General features: G+C 48.8%; 4 protein-coding genes. All 4 read right to left on the bottom strand.

Annotated elements, in window-relative coordinates:
• Positions 1-816: TonB-dependent receptor plug domain-containing protein (locus AC06ND_RS08135; RefSeq protein WP_475678488.1), on the bottom strand; the 816-nt coding region annotated here is incomplete at its 3' end.
• Between the two features lie 9 nt (positions 817-825).
• Positions 826-1,881: a hypothetical protein gene (locus tag AC06ND_RS08130; RefSeq protein ID WP_475678487.1), complete on the bottom strand. Its 1,056-nt coding sequence runs from the start codon at positions 1,879-1,881 to the stop codon at positions 826-828.
• A 21-nt stretch (positions 1,882-1,902) separates the two neighbouring features.
• A complete protein-coding gene (locus AC06ND_RS08125; RefSeq protein ID WP_475678486.1) occupies positions 1,903-2,427 on the bottom strand; it encodes a hypothetical protein in 525 nt (174 codons plus the stop codon).
• A gap of 35 nt (positions 2,428-2,462) precedes the next feature.
• A partial coding sequence (locus tag AC06ND_RS08120) for a sialate O-acetylesterase (RefSeq protein ID WP_475678485.1) occupies positions 2,463-3,791 on the bottom strand: 1,329 nt, incomplete at its 5' end.

The following is a 3,791-nucleotide window of genomic DNA, read 5'->3' as shown; positions in this document are numbered from 1 at the left end:
CCAGGCCATGTGCTCACTGCGGTATGTCAGCGCACCTATGATGTTCTGCCATCCCATTGACTCGTTGGAATCGTCATTCAGATGGAACGAGTATCGGTCCATGCTGTACAGCCCGGAGGCTTTCAGCGAACGTCCTCCTCCGATGTCCCATGCATATTTGAGGAATGCGTCACCGACTCCTGCACGGAAACCGTCCATGTCAAGAACATCAGGCAGCATCTTGTGGAGTGCCTTGTATTCGAGGGTGAGCGGTGAAATCCTGCCGGTGAATTGAATAGACATCTTCTTTCCGATAGGAGATTCCAGCGATGCATTGGCCATGAAGTTGTTTATGGCAAAAGATGTCTGAGGCCTTTTCGCCGTGACCTCCTTCGTGACTATGGCCAGATGAGATGCCGTGAAGTTTCCCAGCCCAGCATCGAAACCGCCCTTGCTTATGGATGCTGACTGGATTATCTCTGACGGGATCACAGTAGTGAGACCCAGTAGGTGCGAATATCCATATACAGGGATACCGTCAAGGGTTATGAGGTTGTTACCCATGTTGCCGCCGCGGACATAGATTGCTGATGATCCATCGGCACCTGTGGTCACTCCCGGCATTGCCTGTGCCCATCTTATAAGGTCACCCTCGCCCAACGGAGATACTACACCTCGTATACCTTTTACGCCGGTCTCGTAGTTGTCTAGCGAGCGTACCACCCTCAGCATATCAGCTGTCACAGTCGCCTCCTTCAATGAGTCACGAAGTTCTGTCTGGGCCTGAGCCCAATGGCATGAAAATACAAGGACTGCAGCTATAACGAAACGTTTCATAATATTATCCTACTCGACCATCATCTTTGCAGTATATCTTGAACATGCCCAAGGGACGTCAACGATAGATGCTGTCGCAAAAATCCCGACACCGCCGTCTATGTTAGAGAACATATTCTCATTCATGTACAAGGTTGTTATGTCTGAACTTTCCTGGAGTTGCTTATAGTATATTGCATCCCTCAAATAATGATCGTAGGCTTCAGACACTGACATGAAACGCACAAAGCTTGCGGAGTTCTCGTCTACAATTACGTTGCTGTAGTTCTTGTCGTAATAATTGGTGAAGTTTCCAGAGATGGTAAATAAGCCGGTTTTATCATCCTTATTACTTGGAAAACGTAGGAAAGTCTTATGGTAGGGATAGCCTATCAATGTTGGGAACACGTACTTTGCATATACGATTTCATCTTCATTATCGATATCGAGATACTCCACATTTCCGTCATAAATGGTGCCGGTAAGGTTGAATGAATCTACGAAAGGATAATCAGTGCAAATCTCGGGTACTATAGTGGTTTTACCATTATCAGGGTCTTTGTTGTAGCCGTATGCCCATACAAAGTCAGAAAAAACAGGTCTATAATATGTCCCATATGTTGTCATCCAGCCGTACGGGCCGTCTTCTGACGGTGTGCGAAAATAGAAATCAGCAAATGGATTTGAATAGTTTTCCATACGTACTCTTAATGTCTCCACCATCGTATCCTCGGCATGAATCTCATCGTAGCCGCCAACATATACATCAAGTCCGTATCTGTGATTGCTGACAGGTCTGAATTGAAGCTCCCATGAACCATCCGCGATCTGTTTGAATTCACCTATGAGCCTTCCTTCTGTGATGTCAGTCAATGTCACCTTAGCCTTGTCGAGCGGTTTTGCAATCGCTTCTGAAGGGGTCTTTGCAAACGACAGGTTCAATTTTTGGACTGTAGTGTCAGAAAGTATACACTCTACGGCAATGACTGGTCTGTCTTTAGAATCCAGCACTATATCCCTGATGCAGGACGACGACACCATCATGGTTGCCATTATACTTAATAGATATAATAATCTTGCCACCATGTTCTCTAACCGTTAACGAGTTTAATGTTTGCGGCTGTCTCTTTTATAGGTGACGCCACCGAAGGTTATGTAGTCTTTGGTAAAATTCTCTATGACATATTCCTCATATCTACCAATTGGCTTCAGCCCCTGTGGAGCAGAAGATGATGAATATCCATTATGAGACCTCTTTTCTAAATATATTTTGCCGTTTTGTATGAAATAATAATACTTATTGGAAACCGGTTTCTCATACTCAGACGAAATACTGAATGTCATGTAAAGATTCTCTCTTTTCTCATGATAGAATTTATATGCCGGGAATGTCATTGGGAATTCAATCTCGACACCATCTCTCTCGTAAACAATCAAGAGTGTACCATCCGGTTCCAGGTCGTCATCCCATTCAATAGAGTAACCAATAGTTTCGAATTTTCCTTTGGCATGTACTGGAATCCAAACCGTATCCTTTAGACCACCCGATGGCCCAGGCTCCTCTTTCGTGCAGCAAGTGAAGATAAACAATATGGAAACCAAGCAGAATAAAATTTCCTTAGATTTTTTCATATCACGTCAATGATTGGTAGAGTTAATATCTCAAGCTAGTCGGTCACATCAAGGCGGCCGACCTTTGGCGTGTATTCCCAGTCGTCTGTCCTGAAAGGAGAAGCGAGAAGGCCTTCCTTGTTGATGAGGTTAGCATCGTCAGGGTTGTCTGCCCATGCGTAGCGCACTGCGACAGGCTCCTTGACTTCAGGGCTTGAGACGATGATGGTGCTGCCCTTGATGGTGGCGTTCGCCCATACAAACTTCCTGTCCGCTCCGGCGATTGCGAAATGCTTGAGCTGGCCTTCGCGAGCCTTGAGTCCGCCGCCGACATTGCTGAAAGTGAGGATGATCTTCGAGCCGTCCACCTTCATGCTCTCGTATGCAGGACCCTCGGAAACGATTTTCTCTCCGTAATAGACGGCTCTGGCTGCAGTATAGAGCCTCTTTGCCATGTCCTTCTTGTTGAGAGGATGGATGTCGTTGTATTCTCCGGTATCATAGCTGACCGCAAGGGCGGTGTTAGGGACGCTGCGGCTGACGTTACGCTGAGCTTCGCGTATGCGTGCCCAATCGCTGTCGGTAGGCTGCGCGTACTTGTCCATGTAGTTAGGAAGCTGACAGATCATGACCGGAAGTTCAGGACGCTCGAAGAGTCCTCTCCAGTCTTCGATCAGCTTGGTGAGAAGGTTCTCATAGCTTGCGTACCTGCCGGCGTTTGATTCGCCCTGGTACCAGATCACGCCAGCGATCTTGGTGTTCCTGAGAGGCCATATCATGCCGTTGTACAGACCTGCGCCGGTGAATCCTCTCGAGCCGCCGAAGCCTGCCCCAGACCTGCCCTGCTGTGCGGCCCTTCCGACCTTGTATTTCCATGTTCCGGTGAGATCCACGACCGCCTCGTCGCCCGTGATGCTGTATGGCTTGTCCGGTACGAATCCTGCGTCACCTCCGTTCGCAGTGAGTCTCACAGCTACGACATTCTTTCCCTCATGGAGAAGTCCGGCAGGGATGTCGTACTTGCGCGGAGGTCCGAAATATGAGGTTGAGCCCACGAGTACTCCGTTGACGAACACCTCGTCGCCGTCGACCATACGGCCCATCCTTATCTTGGCATGGCGTCCAGCCATCGAAGCCGGTACGTCCACGGTCTTGCGGAACCAGATGACTCCCCTTCCTATGCCGGAAGTGGTAAGGTATGCGGGCTCCTGGACTTCGGCCCAGTCCGAGTCGTCGAAGTTCTCTTTCTCCCAGCCCCCTACCTGTCCGAGATCAAGCTGTGCGGCTTTCTGCTTGTCTGCCTCTGCCTTCTGTGCTGCGATCTGAGGTACGGTCATGAGCTTCTCTTCCGAGATCCAGCTCTCGATTGCGGAACCGCCGAGACT

The organism is Candidatus Cryptobacteroides sp. (assembly GCF_056207615.1).
The sequence above is the reverse complement of the archived record's forward strand: the minus strand, read 5'-3'. Positions and strand labels throughout refer to the sequence as shown.

What these genes read in the sequence shown, in the direction of transcription:
- AC06ND_RS08130 (WP_475678487.1), bottom strand. Translation starts at nt 1,881, where the DNA reads ATGGTGGCAAGATTATTATATCTATTAAGTATAATGGCAACCATGATG.
- AC06ND_RS08125 (WP_475678486.1), bottom strand. Translation starts at nt 2,427, where the DNA reads ATGAAAAAATCTAAGGAAATTTTATTCTGCTTGGTTTCCATATTGTTT.